Genomic DNA, 17686 nt, shown 5'->3' on the forward strand with positions numbered 1-17686 from the left:
TATGAGATAGAGGATGCCATTTGTGTATTTCGAAAGTACTAGAAAATTTTAAAATAGGTGATAAGAATGAACCTAAGCGGTTTAAAAGTGACAGGAGCGTGGTTTCAAGTAGGAGGAAATCTTACAGCGGCTATTGGGACTACAAGAGGATTTATTGGAGAAGAGGAGGTTGAATCAGATCTTGTAATTGTAGGAAGCTCATTACAAGCCCTCGGGTATATATTACAAATTATAGCGAGTAATGATAACGAAGATGAAGTTGAAAGAGAAAATCAAAATCAGTGTTTGGAGAATAAGAGTGAAATGCTCGATAAAATGGGCATTGAGTTATTGGCATTAGGGAATATATCAAATGTAATAGGAACATATTTTAACATAAATGAACAATTAAAAGAGAATGATTATCTCATAATTGTAGGGAATAGTTTGCAATCGATTGGAGCTTTTTTAGGAGTAGAAGCGGCTTTAATTCAGATGAAAGCGATACAGAGAATTATAATACTAGGCAATTCTTTGCAAAGTTTAGGCGCTGGACTTCAAGCATATCAAGGTATTGTTAATGTATTGAGGAATGGAATAGAAGATGAGGACAGTATGGTTGATAATAAAAATGAGAGAATAATAGCACTTATTGGTATTTGGATACAAGCAATAGGAACTATTATTTCTGCAATTGGATTAACAATAATAGAGAAAGAAAAAAGATTAGAAAAAATAAAAATATGAAATTGTTTATTTAAAGGGGGGTATGTAAAATTGCAATTTTACATATGTAGAAAAGTTGAAGTGGTAGGTTTTTTTGCATTGGAATAGAATATATAACAGTAGAAAAGTAATTAGTGTATGAAGAGAGATAAAAAATACAAAACAAGGAGTTTTCAAGAGATGATGTATGTATTGGCAATTATTCTTCCACCTGTAGCCGTATTATTTTGTGGAAAACCATTTCAAGCAATAATTAATTTCATATTAACATTAATATTTTGGGTTCCAGGGGTTATACATGCGATATTAGTTGTGCATGATAAAAAAGCAGATCGGCGATTAAAAAAACAAATTCAAGCATATGATGAAATTAATAAGAGGAATAGAAGGTAATTGGATCGTGAAACTATATAAAAAAGAAAGGAGGATAATAATATTATCCTCCTTTCTTTTTTATATAGTGGTTAAGTTTAAATTTTTGTGTAGCGGTAAGAATTTTTAATATAAGTATTGTGATAATAACTTTTAGAGTGTGCGTTTAATAAACCAGTGTAAATGTTTTGAGGTACGTTAAAGAAATCATACATTCCATGCTTTAATTGAATGCGTAAAATCATTGAAAAAGGATTATAGCCAACAGCGACTATATTTTTTGAGGTAACGGGAGATAGTTTCATTATTACGCAACTCCTTATTTTTCAGTTTTGATGATTTCTAGTAGATATTGAGGTTGTGGTATTGAAATCCTTATAATTAAAGAGGTATTATACTTATATGCAATATATTAAATGTTCGTTATACGTAATCATAAGGAAGTTCACACGAAGTACATATCGTTGTGCTATTTTTATTTCACCTTTGATTTATAAATAAGAAAATATTGACCATTTGAAAAAAAGGTATATTATTTATACGAGGTATTAAAAATTCACTTTTTACATTCTATGCTTTAAGGGGCAGCATTATTAGGAAATATGGAAGTGAAAATAGTTTGTATAAGAAGTATTCTAAAATTTATAATCTGTGAATTAGGAAAATATTGAATGCTCCAGGTCAATATACTTTTTTAATTAAATTCATTTTAGAAAGTGACCTCAATATTTTGAAGTAAATCAACGGGAGAATTGAAAGGCAGGAGAAAGTAACATGTCAGAAAATTATCGTTCTCGAGAGGAGCGACGACAAGTTAAAAAGAAAAAACAGCCAGCTTCTAAAACACAAAAACCAAAAGGTAAAACATCATTCTTTCGCAAGTTTTTAATTACTTGTTTATTACTTGGTATTGTTGGTTTAGTGGCGGGGGTTGCTACCTTTTTCGTAATGATTAAGGATGCACCAAAACTTGAGAAAGCAAAACTTGTTAATCCGTTATCCTCAAAAATTTATGATAAAAATGGCGATTTGGTATATGAATACGGGAAAGAAAAACGGACGAATGTTACGTATGATCAAATTCCTAAATTAGTAGAAAATGCATTTTTAGCAACAGAAGATGCACGTTTTTACGAACATAGCGGAGTAGACTTTAAAGGTACTGCCCGTGCTGTTTTGGTAAGTCTTAAAGGAGATTATGGTTCACAAGGTGGAAGTACGATAACACAGCAGGTTATTAAAAACTACTTCTTATCGATGGAAAAAACATCAAAACGTAAGGTTCAGGAAATATATTTAGCGTATAAGCTAGAACAACAGTATTCAAAACATGAAATTTTAGAAATGTATTTAAATAAAATAAACCTAGGAAACCGTTCATATGGAATCGCAACAGCAGCACAAAACTACTATGGTAAAGAATTGAAAGATTTAACATTACCAGAAGTTGCAATGCTTGCAGGTTTACCAAAAGCACCGAATAACTATGATCCGACGAAAACAGAAAATATTCAAAGAGCAACAGAAAGAAGAGATGTTGTACTAAAATTAATGAATCGTCATGGTTATATTACAAAGGCAGAAATGGAAGAAGCTTCGAAAGTTGAAGTGACAAAGGGACTTAAGACAGCAACGGAACTTCAAGCAATGCCGCATACTGCATTTATGGATGCAGTAGTAAAAGAAGTAGAGAAAGAAATACCAGATGTTAATATTGGATCAGATGGTTTAGAAATTTATACAACATTAGACCCGAAAGCACAGGAATATGCTGATAAGATTTTAAATGAAAATATTATTAATTATCCAAATGATAAATTCCAAGGTGCTTTCACATTTATGGATACGAAAACTGGTGAAGTTCGTGCCATAGGTAGTGGACGTGGTGAAAATAAAGCTGTATTTAAAGGACATAATATGGCAATTGAATTAGATCGTGCAGCTGGTTCAACTATGAAGCCAATCTTTGATTACGGTCCTGCAATTGAATATTTAAAATGGGCTACGTATCATCAAATTGATGACTCTCCATTTAAATATTCAACTGGACAAGAAGTTCGAAATGCCGACAGAAGTCATTTAGGATCAATTACTATGCGTGAAGCATTAAAAATGTCACGTAATGTTCCGGCAGTTAAAACTGCAAAAGAAGTAGGACTTAATAAATCGAAGGAGTTCTCTGAGAAATTAGGTATTACATTTAATTCAACACCGAAAGAATCTACTGCGATTGGTACAAACGAAGTATCACCAACTGAAATAGCGGGTGCTTATGCGACATTTGGTAATGGTGGAAAGTATGCAAAACCGCATTTTGTTAAGAAAGTAGTTTATCCAGACGGAAAATCACAAAGTTTTGAGCAAAAACCAAAACAAGTTATAGCTGACTCTACAGCATATATGATTACTGATATGCTTCGCTCAGTAGTAACATCAGGTACTGGTACAGCGGCAAATATTAGTTCTTTAGATATAGCTGGTAAAACAGGTACAACAAACTATGCTTCAAAACAATTAGCTCAATATAAAATTCCAGAAAGTGCAACTCGTGATAGTTGGTTTGCAGGTTATACGCCGCAGTATACGATGGCAGTATGGACTGGATATATGAAAGATGGTAACGACGAGTATATTAGTAGTAAAAATACGAAAATTGCACAATTAATCTTTAAAGAAATGATGAGTGAAATGGCTACGGATAAATCACGCTTTAAAATGCCAAGTAGTGTAATTCAAGAAGGCAGTGAGCTACGTATAAAAGGTGAAAAACGTGATTCTTCTCCAAATACGAGCGTACCAGACACGACAGAACAACCAAAACAAGATCAGCAGCAAAAAACTGAAGAAGAGAAAAAGCAAGAAGAATTAAAGAAACAAGAAGAACTGAAAAAACAAGAAGAACAAAAGCAACAAGAAGAACTTAAGAAGCAAGAAGAACTTAAGAAGCAAGAAGAACAAAAGAAACAAGAAGAGCAAAAGCAACAAGAAGAACAAAAGAAACAAAATGAACAAAATAATGGTAATGGCCAAGGAACGACACCTCCAGCAAATAATGGAGGAGGCCAAGGAAATACGACACCTCCAGCAAATAATGGAGGAGGTCAAGGAAATACGACACCTCCAGCAAATAACGGAGGGGGCCAAGGAAATACGACACCTCCAGCAAATAATGGAGGGGGCCAAGGAAATACGACACCTCCAGCAAATAACGGAGGAGGTCAAGGGAATGCAACTCCACCAGCGACAACACAACCAGATACAGGTGGTAATGCAGGAGAAGCCCCTGCCAATAATGGACAATAAGAAAATTTCATGAAAATATTAAAAAGCACTTAAGGTTTGTAAAAATTACAATCTTAAGTGCTTTTTTCGTTTAAATGCAGTAGCTATGAGACGATGTATATTAAATATTAAATGTACCATAGAAGTTTTGGAAATAAATTGAAGGGAAATGATAAAGAACTTGAGACTGAGGTAGTGGAGGATAACTGTGGCTATGAAAGGTGGTACTACTTGGATGTGTGCCATGATGCCAAAATGAGGGAGTAACTTGACCGGGAATTTGATATTGTTGCCAAGTTGCGGGAAGCTCAATTCCTACATCGGAACTAGCAGTATGAATTGCAGGAACGTGTATCCCAGGAGTCGAAGGGACTACGGCAGTTACTCTTGAAGATACCCACATAAAGTAATCACTCCTAATTTCTGATAATAAAGTAGTATATTCTTTTCACACATATAAAGGTACATATAGATAGGACTTTAGGCTAAAACATACGTATAAAGTTGTAAGACCAATTTAAAATGATGATGGACCATTTATTATAAAAAGATACGTCTATTTACGGAAGGAAAAGGAACAAAGAAGCTGTAAAATGGAGGTATTAATTGCAATAACTTACGTGTTTATGGAGGAATTCTAATGGAACGATTATGGACGAAATCATTTATTCAAATGACTTTCGCAATGTTATTTTTATTTACAGGATTTTATTTACTTGTTCCAACGCTCCCGCTCTTTATTAAAGAGATAGGTGGCAATGAATCACAAGTTGGACTTATGATGGGAATGTTTACAATAGCTGCAGTTGTAATACGACCGGTTATTGGAGGGATGTTAGATCGATATGGTAGAAGATCTTTTATTATTTTCGGACTCATCTTTTTTGGGTTAACGATGTATTCTTATAATTTAGCGTCGACTATTGTCCTTTTAGCTGTTTTACGAGTTATTCACGGAGTAACATGGGCTGTTTCTACAACAGCTGTTGGAACAGCAATAACTGATATGATTCCAGATTCACGCCGTGGTGAAGGTATGGGTTGGTATGGGATGGCTATGACAATTGCAATGGCAATCGGCCCGATGATTGGATTATCGGTTGTACAAAATTATTCATTTCAAGGCCTTTTCTTGTTAGCAACTCTTTTATCCTTTATGGCAGTCGTATTATCGTTAATGACGAAAATGCCATTTACACCACAAAAAGAAAAAGGGAAAATACAATTGTTTGAAAAATCCGTTTTATCCATTACGATTGTCGTTTTCTTTTTATCATTTGCCTATGGAGGGATTACGACGTTTTTACCGCTATTTGCATCATCAATTGATGTGAATCCTGGGACATTCTTTCTTGTATATGCAGTTGCATTAACAATTATAAGACCAATTTCAGGGAAATTATTAGATAAATTTGGAGAAGTATTCATCATACTCCCAGCATTATGCATTACTATTTTAGCTATCGTTATATTAACTCTTTCAAATGGTTTGACGGGTGTAATGATTGCAGCGATATTATACGGTATTGGATTTGGCTCAGCACAACCAGCTTTGCAGGCGGCGATGCTTACAATAGTTGATCCGAGTAAAAGAGGGGTTGCTAACGCTTCATTTTTTACTGCATTTGATTTAGGAATTGGATTGGGGGCAATTTTACTTGGATTTGTTTCGCAAATGTTTGGTTACCGTATTTTATTTGCGGGTAGTGCAATTTCAGGATTAATTGCTTTAATTATTTTTGTCGTTCTTGTAAAACAACGATTAAGTAAAAAAGAATTTGCGTAAACTGGAGGAACAAAGATGAAAATTTCAATTGATCATAAAGCTCTACAATGGTTTAAAGAAGAGTTACGTATAAAGCATGGTGAATCTATACGGTTTAATGTAAGATACGGAGGAGATAGCTCGATTCAGCCTGGCTATTCTTTAGGGATTGTTGCGGAGAAACCAGATGGGGGAATCGTGTCAGTTGAGAAAGAAGACATTCTATTTTTTGTGGATGTTGATGATCTTTGGTACTTTCAAAACTATGATTTAGTTGTAGGTTATCATGAGGGAACAGAAGAAATTCAATTTAATTACGTAAAATAATAACTTTATTAAAAATAAATAAATTGTATATGAAAATTATATTTAGAGAATAGTGAAATAAGTATAATGCAAAAAACGAGCTGTATATGTTTACAGTTCGTTTTTTTTATTTAGTAAAAGGAATTATAAAATAGATATATTTAATAGGATTATATGAATCAACTTTATATTTTGTTTTAAAGATAGATAGAGAGAAGTCTGTCCTTTCTTTATAAAATATGAAAATTATTTTTGAAAAATTGTATTGTTACATCGATAAAAGTATAGGAAACTTATCATTATAAAATAAATTGAAATCTTCTAAAAACTCTGATACATTGAAATAGAAATGTAGTTTCACAGTATTGTAAAGGCTTACAAGTTATGTGCACGAAGATCTATTAGGATTGGAGGAAATAATGATGAAAGCTGAAGAAAAATTTTCCCCGGGATTAGATGGTATAGTGGCAGCGGAGACGAAGATCTCGTTTCTTGACACAGTGAAAGGTGAAATTGTAATTCAAGGGTATGATTTAATCGAACTCTCAAAAACAAAAGAGTATTTAGACATTGTGCACCTTTTATTGGAAGAACATCTACCGAATGAAGATGAAAAAGCAACACTTGAAAACAAATTAAAAGAAGAATATGCGGTACCAGAAGGTGTATTCAACGTATTAAAGGCATTACCGAAAGAAACGCACCCTATGGATGGATTGCGTACAGGTGTGTCCGCATTAGCTGGTTATGATAATGATATCGAAAACCGTTCATTAGAAGTAAACAAAAGCCGTGGGTACAAGCTGTTAAGTAAAGTACCAAACATTGTAGCGAATAGCTATCATATTTTAAATAATGAAGACCCAATCGAACCTCTTAAGGAATTATCATATAGCGCGAATTTCTTCTATATGTTAACAGGTAAAAAACCAACGGAACTTGAGGAGAAGATCTTTGATCGTTCCCTTGTTTTATATAGTGAACATGAAATGCCAAATTCTACATTTACAGCGCGCGTTATTGCATCAACGCAATCCGACTTATATGGTGCTTTAACAGGTGCGGTTGCATCACTAAAAGGAAGCTTACATGGCGGTGCAAATGAAGCGGTTATGTACATGCTTTTAGAAGCTGGTAATGTTGAGAAGTTTGAAGAGTTGTTACAGAAGAAATTATATAACAAAGAAAAAATTATGGGCTTTGGACACCGTGTTTATATGAAGAAAATGGATCCAAGAGCTTTAATGATGAAGGAAGCTTTAAAGCAGTTATGTGATGTCAAAGGTGATTATACACTATATGAAATGTGTGAAGCTGGAGAAAAGATTATGGAGAAGGAAAAAGGAATTTATCCAAACCTTGATTATTATGCAGCTCCAGTATATTGGATGCTTGGTATTCCAATCCAACTTTACACACCAATCTTCTTTAGCTCTAGAACAGTAGGACTATGTGCGCACGTGATTGAGCAACATGCAAATAATCGATTGTTCCGTCCGCGTGTAAATTATATTGGCGAGCGACATGTGCTTAGTAAATAAGAACAACTGGGGAGTTGTTAGCGCCGCCCGCCAGATGGGTGTTTGACCGACACCCATCATTAATAATAACGAATTTTCGACAGAAAGGGAAGATTAGCATGATTAAAACAAATGAAATTAAACAAAAAGATGCATTATTAGAAGAAATTACGGATTATGTATTAAATAAAGAGGTTACTAGTGCAGAAGCATTTAGTACTGCTCGCTATGTATTATTAGATACACTTGGATGCGGAATTTTAGCACTTCAATACCCAGAGTGTACGAAATTATTAGGACCAGTTGTACCAGGAACAATCGTGCCAAACGGTACACGTGTGCCAGGAACATCTTACGTACTAGATCCAGTGAAAGGTGCATTCAATATTGGATGTATGATCCGTTGGTTAGACTATAACGATACTTGGCTTGCAGCAGAATGGGGACATCCATCTGATAACTTAGGCGGAATTTTAGCAGTTGCAGATTATATGAGCCGAGTTCGTATTTCAGAAGGAAAAGAACCGTTAAAAGTACGTGAAGTATTAGAAATGATGATTAAAGCTCATGAAATTCAAGGTGTACTCGCTTTAGAAAACAGCTTAAACCGTGTTGGTCTTGACCACGTATTATATGTAAAAGTAGCAACAACTGCTGTAGTTGCGAAAATGCTTGGTGGAACACGTGAAGAAATCTTTAATGCATTATCACATGCGTGGATTGATAATTCTAGTCTTCGTACATATCGTCATGCTCCAAATACTGGATCACGTAAATCATGGGCAGCAGGTGACGCAACGAGCCGCGGTGTTCATCTTGCAATGACTGCTCTAAAAGGTGAAATGGGTTACCCTACAGCATTATCTGCACCAGGATGGGGATTCCAAGATGTGTTATTCAATAAACAAGAATTAAAATTAGCTAGACCATTAGAGTCTTATGTAATGGAAAATGTATTATTTAAAGTTTCATATCCAGCAGAATTCCATGCACAAACAGCTGCAGAATGTGCTGTGAAATTACATCCAGAAATTAAAGAAAGATTAGATGAAATTGACCGTATTACAATTACAACTCATGAATCAGCAATTCGTATTATTGATAAAGAAGGTCCATTAAATAACCCAGCTGATCGTGATCATTGCTTACAATACATTACGGCAATTGGTTTATTAAAAGGAGATATCGTTGCGGACGATTACGAGGATGCAGTAGCAAATGATCCACGTGTAGATGAATTACGTAATAAGATGGTTGTTGTTGAAAACAAACAGTACAGTTTAGATTACCTTGACCCGAACAAGCGCTCAATCGCCAATGCTGTTCAAGTTCATTTCAAGGATGGCACTGTAACAGAGAGCGTAGAATGCGAATATCCACTTGGTCACCGTTTCCGTAGAGACGAAGCGATTCCAAAAGTTGTTCAAAAATTCACTGCGAATATGGCAGGTCATTATTCTAATAAGCAACAAGAACAAATTCATGAAGTTTGTTTAAATGAAGAAAAACTAGAAAATATGAATGTAAACGAATTTGTAGATTTATTCTTAATTTAATAATAGGGGGAATCTAAAATGGCTTGGGTTGTGGATAAACAGTCAACACAAGAAGAGCTTGCGAATCGCTTCCGAGCTTTAGTAGAAGCAAATGAAATTTTACAAATTCCAGGTGCTCATGATGCAATGGCAGCTCTTGTTGCGAAAAATACAGGTTTTTCAGCTCTTTATTTATCGGGAGCTGCTTATACTGCAAGTAAAGGGCTACCAGATTTAGGAATCGTGACGTCTACTGAAGTAGCAGAGAGAGCAAGAGATTTGGTAAGAGCTACAGATTTACCAGTTCTTGTTGACATTGATACTGGATTTGGTGGTGTCCTAAACGTAGCGAGAACAGCGGTAGAAATGTTGGAAGCAAAAGTAGCAGCTGTTCAAATTGAAGATCAACAATTACCAAAAAAATGTGGACATTTAAATGGTAAGAAACTTGTTACGACAGAAGAATTAGTTCAAAAGATTAAAGCGATTAAAGAAGTTGCACCAAGCTTATATATTGTAGCGCGCACAGATGCTCGCGGCGTAGAAGGCTTGGATGAAGCGATTGAAAGAGCGAACGCCTATGTAAAAGCAGGTGCAGATGCGATATTCCCTGAAGCGCTTCAATCGGAAGAGGAGTTCCGTCTATTTACTAGTAAAGTAAATGCACCTTTACTTGCGAATATGACTGAGTTCGGGAAAACGCCGTATTATAGTGCAGAGGAATTTGCGAATATGGGCTTCCAAATGGTTATTTATCCTGTAACTTCACTTCGTGTTGCAGCGAAAGCGTATGAAAATGTGTTTACTTTAATTAAGGAAACCGGTTCTCAAAAAGATGCACTTTCAAATATGCAAACGAGAAGTGAGTTATATGAAACAATTTCATATCATGACTTTGAAGAACTAGATACTGGAATTGCAAAAACAGTATTATCAGAGGATCAATAGATAAAACAACTAAGGCGATGAGAATACATCTTTGGCAAAACGAACTGCTTGATGTGAAAATTCATCGCCTTCTGTTTTCAAAAATAAGATATTCCACTCATCGTAGACGAGCATATGTAGTAGCAAGTAAGGCCGAAATGATAGGGGGATTCAGATGGAGAAAACGAAGTTACCGTGGGATGAATTTTTTTCACTTAATAAAGATATGAATCATGCTTTCTTTACGCCAGAAGATTTTTCAGGAGATGAAGATTTAATTGCAAAAACGACAGAACAATTTGTTAAACAAGAAATTGTTCCACAAATGGAGAATATTGAACAACATAACTATAAAGTTTCTCGTCAATTATTTGAGAAAGCTGGAGAACTTGGATTATTAAGTATCGAGGTCCCAGAAGAATATGGCGGATTCGAATTAGGAAAGGCAGTTTCAGGACTTGTAGCAGAAAAAATGGGATACGCTGGTGCATTTAGTGTTTCATTTAATATACATGCTGGTGTAGGTACATTGCCTTACATATATTATGGAACGAAAGAACAAAAAGAAAAGTATTTGCCGAAAATTGCATCAGGAGAATGGATTGGTGCTTATGCTTTAACAGAGCCAAATGCCGGTTCTGATGCATTAAGTGCAAAAACGAGCGCAGTATTGAATGAAGATGGTACTGCTTGGAAGTTAAATGGTGAGAAGCAGTGGATTACAAATGCTCATATGGCAGATGTATACGTTGTTTTTGCGAAGACAAATAAAGGAATGACAGCTTTTATTGTCGAAAGAACATGTGAAGGTGTATCCATTGGACTAGAAGAAAAGAAAATGGGGATTAAAGGTTCTTCAACGGCAACACTTATTTTAGAAGATGTAGTAATACCTGCTGAAAATGTTTTAGGGGAAGTTGGGAAGGGGCATCACGTAGCTCTTAATATTCTTAACTTCGCTAGACTAAAGCTTGCTTTTGGAAATATTGGAACGGCAAAACAAGCAATTGGATTGTCAGTTCAATATGGAAAAGAACGAAAACAGTTCCAAACAGAATTAGTAGATTTTACGATGATTCAAGAGAAAATTGCAAATATGATTATTGCTACATATGGAGCAGAAAGTGCAGCGTATCGTACAGCAGGTGTAATTGATGAAGCAATTCATGAGAGTGATGAGGATCTTATGAAGAAAATGTCTCAATTTGCAATTGAATGTGCACTGAATAAAGTGAACGCTTCTGAAACACTTGCTTATATCGTAGATGAAGCTGTACAAATTCATGGCGGTTACGGTTATATGCAAGAGTACGAGGTAGAACGATTATATCGTGATGCAAGAATTAGTCGTATTTTTGAAGGAACGAACGAAATTAATAGATTAACAGTTGCCAAAATGTTAATGAAGCAAATCGAGCAAATAGAAGATACTGAAGTAGAAATTGATTTAGCGAATGTAGAAGGAAATCATCGTTACATTTTATTAGCGAAAAAATTGTTGAAACAATCTTTGAAAACGCTCTCTAAAACTCCAGGATTAAAAATTGATCAAGAGCAAGAATATTCACGTGTATTATCAAATATGTTAACGGACGTGTACGTCATGGAATCAGCATTTTTACGTACGAGTAAAGCAATTAGTAAAAATGGTGAAGAGAAAGAACGTACGAAACAAATGATAACTGACGTTATTTGTGAAGAAGGCTATCGCAAAGTAGAAGAAGCGGCGATTTCTATACTTTCAGCGGCTGTCATAGAAGAACAAGATAGACACGTGATTTTAACTGAAATTCGTCAATTATTAGTGCCTTTATACACGAACGTATTTACAAAAAAGAGAGAAATTGCGAAAGCTATTATAAATCGCGGAAAGTATATTGTGTAAATAGGAGGAAAGCGATATGAAAAAGATTGGTTTTATCGGTTTAGGTAACATGGGTCTTCCATTGTCTAAAAATTTAGTTAAATCTAATTACACAGTATATGGTGTGGATTTAAATAAAGATGCTGAAGCTTCCTTTGAAAAAGAAGGAGGAATTATTGGCTTATCAATCTCAAAACTAGCAGAAACATGCGATGTAATTTTTACAAGTTTACCTTCACCTCGGGCTGTTGAAGCAGTATATTTTGGACAAGAAGGATTATTTGAAAATAGTCACACGAATGTAGTTTTAATTGATACAAGTACTGTATCTCCACAGTTAAACAAACAGTTAGAGGAAGCTGCAAAGGAAAAGAAAGTAGACTTTTTAGCAGCACCTGTTAGTGGTGGGGTAATTGGAGCCGAAAATCGTACATTAACGTTTATGGTTGGTGGATCAAAAGAGGTATATGATAAAACGGAATCTATCATGAGCGTACTAGGAGCGAATATTTTCCATGTTAGTGAGCAAATTGATAGTGGTACAACTGTTAAATTAATTAATAACCTATTAATAGGTTTTTATACAGCTGGTGTGAGTGAAGCTTTAACATTAGCGAAAAAGAACAATATGGATTTGGATAAAATGTTTGATATTTTAAATGTAAGTTACGGCCAAAGTAGAATTTATGAGCGCAATTATAAAAGTTTTATTGCATCAGAAAACTACGAGCCAGGATTTACTGTGAATTTATTGAAGAAAGATTTGGGATTTGCAGTAGATTTAGCAAAAGAAAGCGAACTTCACTTACCAATAAGCGAAATGCTATTAAACGTATATGAAGAAGCAAGTGAAGCTGGGTATGGTGAAAACGATATGGCTGCTTTATATAAGAAAGTTAGTGAACAATTAATTTCTAATCAAAAATAATAGATTAATAAACATCATAAAAAAGGAGAGAATATAATGATTACAACTGAAATTAAACGAGTAAAAAATCATATTAATGGTGAGTGGGTAGAATCTACTGGTACAGAAGTAGAAGCAGTTCCGAATCCGGCGACTGGAAAAATTATCGCTTACGTTCCGCTATCTCCGAAAGAAGATGTTGAAAAAGCTGTTGAAGCAGCAAAAGCAGCATACGAAACATGGTCTAAAGTACCAGTTCCAAATCGTTCAAGACAATTGTATAAATATTTACAGCTTTTACAAGAAAACAAAGAAGAGCTTGCAAAAATCATTACGCTAGAAAATGGTAAAACATTAACGGATGCAACTGGTGAAGTACAACGTGGTATTGAAGCGGTAGAACTTGCAACATCAGCACCAAATTTAATGATGGGACAAGCACTTCCGAATATTGCTAGCGGCATTGATGGTTCAATTTGGCGCTACCCAATCGGAGTTGTTGCTGGAATTACGCCATTTAACTTCCCGATGATGATTCCATTATGGATGTTCCCACTTGCAATTGCTTGTGGTAATACATTCGTATTAAAAACATCTGAAAGAACACCACTTTTAGCAGAACGACTTGTAGAGTTATTCTATGAAGCTGGTTTTCCAAAAGGGGTATTAAACTTAGTACAAGGCGGAAAAGATGTTGTAAATAGCATTTTAGAAAATAAAGATATTCAAGCTGTTTCGTTCGTTGGATCTGAGCCGGTTGCTCGTTACGTATATGAAACAGGTACGAAACACGGGAAACGTGTACAAGCGTTGGCTGGTGCGAAAAACCATGCGATTGTACTGCCAGATTGCAATCTTGAGAAAACGGTGCAAGGTGTAATTGGATCTGCATTCGCAAGTAGCGGAGAGCGCTGCATGGCATGTTCAGTAGTAGCAGTAGTTGATGAAATTGCAGATGAATTCATCGACGTACTAGTAGCAGAGACGAAGAAGTTAAAAGTTGGTGATGGTTTCCACGAAGATAATTATGTTGGACCATTAATTCGTGAATCTCATAAAGAGCGTGTATTAGGCTATATTAATAGCGGTGTAGTAGATGGAGCAACATTATTAGTAGATGGCCGCAAAATTAAGGAAGAAGTTGGAGAAGGTTACTTTGTAGGTGCGACAATCTTTGATGGCGTAAATCAAGAAATGAAAATTTGGCAAGATGAAATTTTTGCTCCAGTATTAAGCATCGTAAGAGTTAAAGATTTAGAAGAAGGTATTAAACTAACAAATCAATCTAAATTTGCAAATGGTGCGGTTATTTATACGTCAAATGGTAAACATGCACAAACTTTCCGCGATAACATTGATGCTGGTATGATTGGTGTAAACGTAAACGTTCCAGCACCAATGGCATTCTTCGCATTTGCAGGAAACAAAGCTTCATTCTTTGGTGATTTAGGCACAAATGGTACAGATGGCGTTCAATTCTATACACGTAAAAAAGTTGTAACTGAGCGCTGGTTTTAATAAAGAGTAGAAAGTCAGACGGTTATTAAATGAAAAAACACCACTCTAAAGATGTGGTGTTTTTCGTCTTGTTAATTACTTTTTTCAAAAGCTAGTTTAATGCCAAAACCAATTAAGACGATTCCAGTTAAACCTTGAATATAACGTTGCGTCTTTGGTTTCCTCATAAAAGCACTAATTTTATCAATTAAAAATATATAAAAAGCGAACCAAATAACTGTTAAAAAGAGATAAGTAAGGCCCATTACGAGAAGTTGGATAAACGTATTATGATTTGGATTTAAAAATTGCGGTAAAAAGGTTAAAAAGAAGACTGCAATTTTAGGGTTTAATAAATTTGTAAGAAATCCTTGGCGAAAGCAAGAAGTATGCTCATTTTCATTATTCAAAGATATATCGTTCGTATCAATGCCTTCTTTGTTTCTAACTGCTAAAAGGGCTTTAATGCCAATATAAATTAAATATAGAGCTCCAACGTACTTGAAAATAGAAAATAAAAGCGCTGACTTTACAATAAGTGCGGAAAGTCCGATTACTGCTGCTAAAGTATGAATCAAAAGTGCAACACATGTACCGAACACTGTTTTCACCCCACCGACTTTACCGGCAACTAATGTATTTTTTGTAGCCATTGCAGTATCAGGACCGGGTAAAATAATAAGACAAATAGACATAATGATGAAAAGAAAAAAATTTTCAATCATAGTCGCTCCTCCTTTTTTATTTTTAGAATATTTGATTAAAATTAGTGTAGCACACATTTTGATTTAATAAAATTAAATTTTATTAAAAAATATTAAATGATAAAGAGGCTATACAGTAGTGGAATTCCACTACTGTATAGCCTCTTAATCCCGCATGAACGGACGATTGGTAAGGGGTAATAATAAGTGGGCGATGAATCCCACTTATTATTAGTTTCACTTTATGCGTTAAGTAAGTTAAAGAACCGATTTACATCTTCTTCTGAAACATCACTTAACTGCTTATATTTATAATTCGGATTTTGATCCTTATCAACAACAACGGATCGTACTCCTTCAAAGAAATCTTCATGTCTCATGAAATTCTTAGCAAGTACCAGGTCAGTAGCGAAACATTCTTCAACGGACTTATCTTGTCCATCAATAAACTGTTTTAATGTTACTTTTAGTGAAATAGGAGATTTTGATAATAGTGTTTCTTTCGTTTTTAAAGCAAAGGAACTTTGATCTTTCTCCAATGAATGGATGATTTCTTCAATTGTATCGAAAGCGAAATGTGAATTAATTTCTTCTAATGAAGGAGCAAGCTCGCTTTCTAATTTTGAAGTAGTTGCAAATGTACGAATGACTTCTTTTAAATTAGTATGTACATCGTCTTCTTTATGCCAATTTACACTTTCAAGTTCAGTAAGGAAATTTGGTAATACATCAGATGTCATAAAGTAATCAGCAGCGTTTATAAATAATACGTCAGAAGCTTTTAAAATAGATGCTGTTAAAGCAACATATCGGCCAGCAAACCCTGGAGCTTTATTTAAGAAATAAGCAGCACCGACGTCTGGGAAGAAGCCGATATTCATCTCTGGCATTGCCCATTTCGTACGCTCAGTTACAATACGATATTTCGCACCATTTGTAAGACCGACACCACCACCCATTACAATTCCATCTAAACAAGCGATGATTGGTTTTTTATATTGATAAATATATGTATCAATTTCATACTCTTCTTCAAAAAAACGTTCCGCATGTTGCAATGCAACTGCATTTGAACGCGCTTCATAAAGAGTTTTAATGTCTCCGCCTGCACAAAAACCTTTTGTGCCAGCTCCTTTTAATACGATAAGCGCAATTCGCTCATCATTTTCCCACTCTTTCAGTTTTTGCCCAATTGGTTGTAACATGTCATAGGATAAAGAATTAAGTGCTTTTGGGCGGTTTAAAGTAATTGATGCAACGCCGTTTTCACTAACAGAAAATAAAACGTGTTCAGTCATAATTCATCCTCCCTTATATATCTTCTTATTCTTAATTCTTGATACGTACTGAAATGTCCTTTATAAATTTTGTCAAATGTTGACGGTACATGTTAATTTGTCCACTGCATATTTTGACGAGTTATATTTGCAGGATTTTGGAGGTTGAAAATGAATATTACAACATTACTGTAATTGTAATTATTTGAATTTACCATGATAAACACGCTATTATATATGTGTAAATTGTACATAATCACTTTAAAAAGAGTATTTGAAGTGATTAAAATGAAAGGGAAATTGCTTTTCATTAGAAATAGAGAAAGGAGAAATCGGAATGCCAGTACCTTTACTATTGTCGGTGATTATTTTGTCTTCTTTAATAATAGGGATAACTCAGTATTTTCATCATACAGATACGACAGAGGAAGTGAAGGATAAAGTACGGCTTGTATTTCCGATTTTTATCATATCTCTTTCTTTTTGCATTCTATTAAATAAGGATGGGTACATTGTCGCAGTATTTTCATTTTTTGTAGCGATTGTTTTCATTACAGTTTTATATTATGTAATGAAAGACTTCATCCAAAAATAAAGATGTCGCAGTAGACATTTTTATTTGTGAAATGAATAAAATTTCACATACCGTATTGTATATAAAAATAAAAAAACATATAGCAATAGAAAAGTGTGTACTTTGCCGTGTATTTACTTGTCAATCTTGCATAGCCAATATACTATTAATATGTAGAGAGAGATTAGAAAAAGGGGTTGTATCTATCATGAAATTTGAGATGCACACAAAAATTATTTCAAATGAAAAAGAAGTAAGATTACATATAGAAGAAAACATATTTCAATTGAAATTGGATGGTTATCACTTATTTACAGTTCAAGAAATATTACCTTTATATAAATCAAATGAAGAAAGAATCGGTAGTGCAATGATACAAAAGTTAGAGTGGGAAAACGGAAAAACTACAATTAATTATCAACTTGTATCACTAAAATCAGTAAATTAAAAG

Annotated in this window: 17 protein-coding genes; 13 read left to right on the forward strand and 4 right to left on the reverse strand. The window is 34.5% G+C overall.

Annotated features, from left to right (window positions below):
- Positions 1-66 precede the first annotated feature (66 nt).
- The gene (locus tag ATN06_RS11545; RefSeq protein WP_060630745.1) at positions 67-726 is read left to right on the forward strand and encodes a DUF6944 family repetitive protein; all 660 of its coding nucleotides are present in this window, start codon (positions 67-69) and stop codon (positions 724-726) included.
- A gap of 159 nt (positions 727-885) precedes the next feature.
- The gene (locus tag ATN06_RS11550) at positions 886-1098 is read left to right on the forward strand and encodes a YqaE/Pmp3 family membrane protein (protein ID WP_060630746.1); all 213 of its coding nucleotides are present in this window, start codon (positions 886-888) and stop codon (positions 1096-1098) included.
- A 77-nt stretch (positions 1099-1175) separates the two neighbouring features.
- Here the strand turns inward: ATN06_RS11550 and ATN06_RS11555 are convergent, their stop codons facing one another.
- A complete protein-coding gene (locus ATN06_RS11555) occupies positions 1176-1382 on the reverse strand; it encodes a KTSC domain-containing protein (protein WP_088116044.1) in 207 nt (68 codons plus the stop codon).
- A gap of 469 nt (positions 1383-1851) precedes the next feature.
- Between ATN06_RS11555 and ATN06_RS11560 the strand changes: the two genes are divergently transcribed.
- Complete coding sequence (locus tag ATN06_RS11560) at positions 1852-4380, forward strand: PBP1A family penicillin-binding protein (protein WP_060630748.1); 2529 nt, start codon at positions 1852-1854, stop codon at positions 4378-4380.
- A 100-nt stretch (positions 4381-4480) separates the two neighbouring features.
- On the opposite strand, the gene ATN06_RS11565 is transcribed toward ATN06_RS11560, so the two are convergent.
- The gene (locus ATN06_RS11565; RefSeq protein ID WP_060630749.1) at positions 4481-4762 is read right to left on the reverse strand and encodes a hypothetical protein; all 282 of its coding nucleotides are present in this window, start codon (positions 4760-4762) and stop codon (positions 4481-4483) included.
- A gap of 237 nt (positions 4763-4999) precedes the next feature.
- Between ATN06_RS11565 and ATN06_RS11570 the strand changes: the two genes are divergently transcribed.
- The 8 genes from ATN06_RS11570 to ATN06_RS11605 all read left to right on the forward strand — a co-directional run bounded on the left by ATN06_RS11570 (position 5000) and on the right by ATN06_RS11605 (position 14701).
- Complete coding sequence (locus tag ATN06_RS11570) at positions 5000-6145, forward strand: MFS transporter (RefSeq protein WP_060630750.1); 1146 nt, start codon at positions 5000-5002, stop codon at positions 6143-6145.
- Between the two features lie 15 nt (positions 6146-6160).
- Positions 6161-6451, forward strand: a complete 291-nt coding sequence (locus ATN06_RS11575) for a HesB/YadR/YfhF family protein (RefSeq protein ID WP_060630751.1) — start codon at positions 6161-6163, stop codon at positions 6449-6451.
- Between the two features lie 398 nt (positions 6452-6849).
- Entirely contained in the window at positions 6850-7971 is a 1122-nt protein-coding gene (mmgD, locus tag ATN06_RS11580) for a citrate synthase (protein ID WP_060630752.1), read from the forward strand.
- Between the two features lie 98 nt (positions 7972-8069).
- Positions 8070-9506 (forward strand): 2-methylcitrate dehydratase, encoded by a 1437-nt coding sequence (gene prpD, locus ATN06_RS11585; RefSeq protein WP_060630753.1) that lies wholly within the window; start codon positions 8070-8072, stop codon positions 9504-9506.
- 18 nt (positions 9507-9524) lie between these two features.
- Positions 9525-10433 carry a methylisocitrate lyase gene (prpB, locus tag ATN06_RS11590; protein WP_060630754.1) on the forward strand — a complete coding sequence of 303 codons (909 nt, stop codon included), beginning with the start codon at positions 9525-9527 and terminating at the stop codon, positions 10431-10433.
- 154 nt (positions 10434-10587) lie between these two features.
- Positions 10588-12297: an acyl-CoA dehydrogenase family protein gene (locus tag ATN06_RS11595; RefSeq protein WP_060630755.1), complete on the forward strand. Its 1710-nt coding sequence runs from the start codon at positions 10588-10590 to the stop codon at positions 12295-12297.
- A 16-nt stretch (positions 12298-12313) separates the two neighbouring features.
- Entirely contained in the window at positions 12314-13204 is an 891-nt protein-coding gene (locus ATN06_RS11600; protein ID WP_060630756.1) for an NAD(P)-dependent oxidoreductase, read from the forward strand.
- A 36-nt stretch (positions 13205-13240) separates the two neighbouring features.
- Positions 13241-14701: a CoA-acylating methylmalonate-semialdehyde dehydrogenase gene (locus ATN06_RS11605; RefSeq protein WP_060630757.1), complete on the forward strand. Its 1461-nt coding sequence runs from the start codon at positions 13241-13243 to the stop codon at positions 14699-14701.
- 71 nt (positions 14702-14772) lie between these two features.
- Here ATN06_RS11605 and ATN06_RS11610 read toward each other — a convergent pair whose 3' ends face one another.
- Together ATN06_RS11610 and ATN06_RS11615 are read right to left on the reverse strand one after the other, a co-directional pair.
- A complete protein-coding gene (locus tag ATN06_RS11610; protein ID WP_060630758.1) occupies positions 14773-15405 on the reverse strand; it encodes a LysE family translocator in 633 nt (210 codons plus the stop codon).
- A gap of 221 nt (positions 15406-15626) precedes the next feature.
- A complete protein-coding gene (locus tag ATN06_RS11615) occupies positions 15627-16682 on the reverse strand; it encodes an enoyl-CoA hydratase/isomerase family protein (RefSeq protein WP_060630759.1) in 1056 nt (351 codons plus the stop codon).
- Between the two features lie 316 nt (positions 16683-16998).
- Here ATN06_RS11615 and ATN06_RS11620 point away from each other — a divergent pair, with 316 nt between their 5' ends.
- A complete protein-coding gene (locus ATN06_RS11620; protein WP_060630760.1) occupies positions 16999-17256 on the forward strand; it encodes a hypothetical protein in 258 nt (85 codons plus the stop codon).
- A gap of 187 nt (positions 17257-17443) precedes the next feature.
- On the forward strand, positions 17444-17683 hold the full coding sequence (locus ATN06_RS11625) for a DUF2584 family protein (RefSeq protein WP_000667347.1): 240 nt from the start codon (positions 17444-17446) through the stop codon (positions 17681-17683).
- The last annotated feature ends 3 nt before the right edge of the window (positions 17684-17686 follow it).

Source organism: Bacillus thuringiensis, assembly GCF_001455345.1.
GTDB classification, from domain to species: Bacteria; Bacillota; Bacilli; order Bacillales; family Bacillaceae_G; genus Bacillus_A; species Bacillus_A thuringiensis_N.